This window comes from Shewanella nanhaiensis, from assembly GCF_019457885.1.
In the GTDB taxonomy this organism is placed as follows: Bacteria; Pseudomonadota; Gammaproteobacteria; order Enterobacterales; family Shewanellaceae; genus Shewanella; species Shewanella nanhaiensis.
Map to the genome: position 1 here is coordinate 1 of NZ_JAHZST010000057.1, position 627 is coordinate 627.

The following is a 627-nucleotide window of genomic DNA, read 5'->3' on the forward strand; positions in this document are numbered from 1 at the left end:
GCACAGGCACCGGCGCACCGGCGGCCCCCACCGTGGTCATTGATGAGGATGCCAATAATGATGGCTTTATTAACGATGCGGAACTTGATGGCCAAATCGATGCCACTGTCACCTTAGGCGCTGGCACCGCGGTGGGTGACACCTTAGTGGTCACCGACCAAGATGGTATCGAGCTATTTAGCGGCACCGTCACGCAAGCGATGATAGACAATGGCCTAGCGGTCACCATGGACCCTCCTGCAACTGGCACTAACCTGGTTATCACCGCCACGGTCACCGACCCTGCGGGTAACAGCAGCGAGGGCTCAGACAGTGCCCTACTCGATTACGGCACTGGCACGGGCGCACCAGCGAGCCCAACCGTGGTCATCGATGAAGACATCAACAACGATGGCACCATCAACGACACCGAGCTTGAGGGGCAAATTGACATCAGCGTCACCTTAGGCGCAGGCACCGCCGTCGGCGACACCTTAGTGGTCACCGACCAAAACGGCAATGAGCTGTTCAGCGGTGTAGTCACCCAAGCCATGCTCGATAACGGCCTGGCTGTCACCATGAACACACCAGCCAGCGGCACCGAGATTGTGGTCACCGCCACCGTTACCGATGTGGCGGGCAACACCG

General features: G+C 59.2%; 1 pseudogene. It reads left to right on the forward strand.

The window, feature by feature from the left end:
* Positions 1–627: pseudogene (locus K0625_RS24315) on the forward strand (hypothetical protein); the annotation flags it as partial.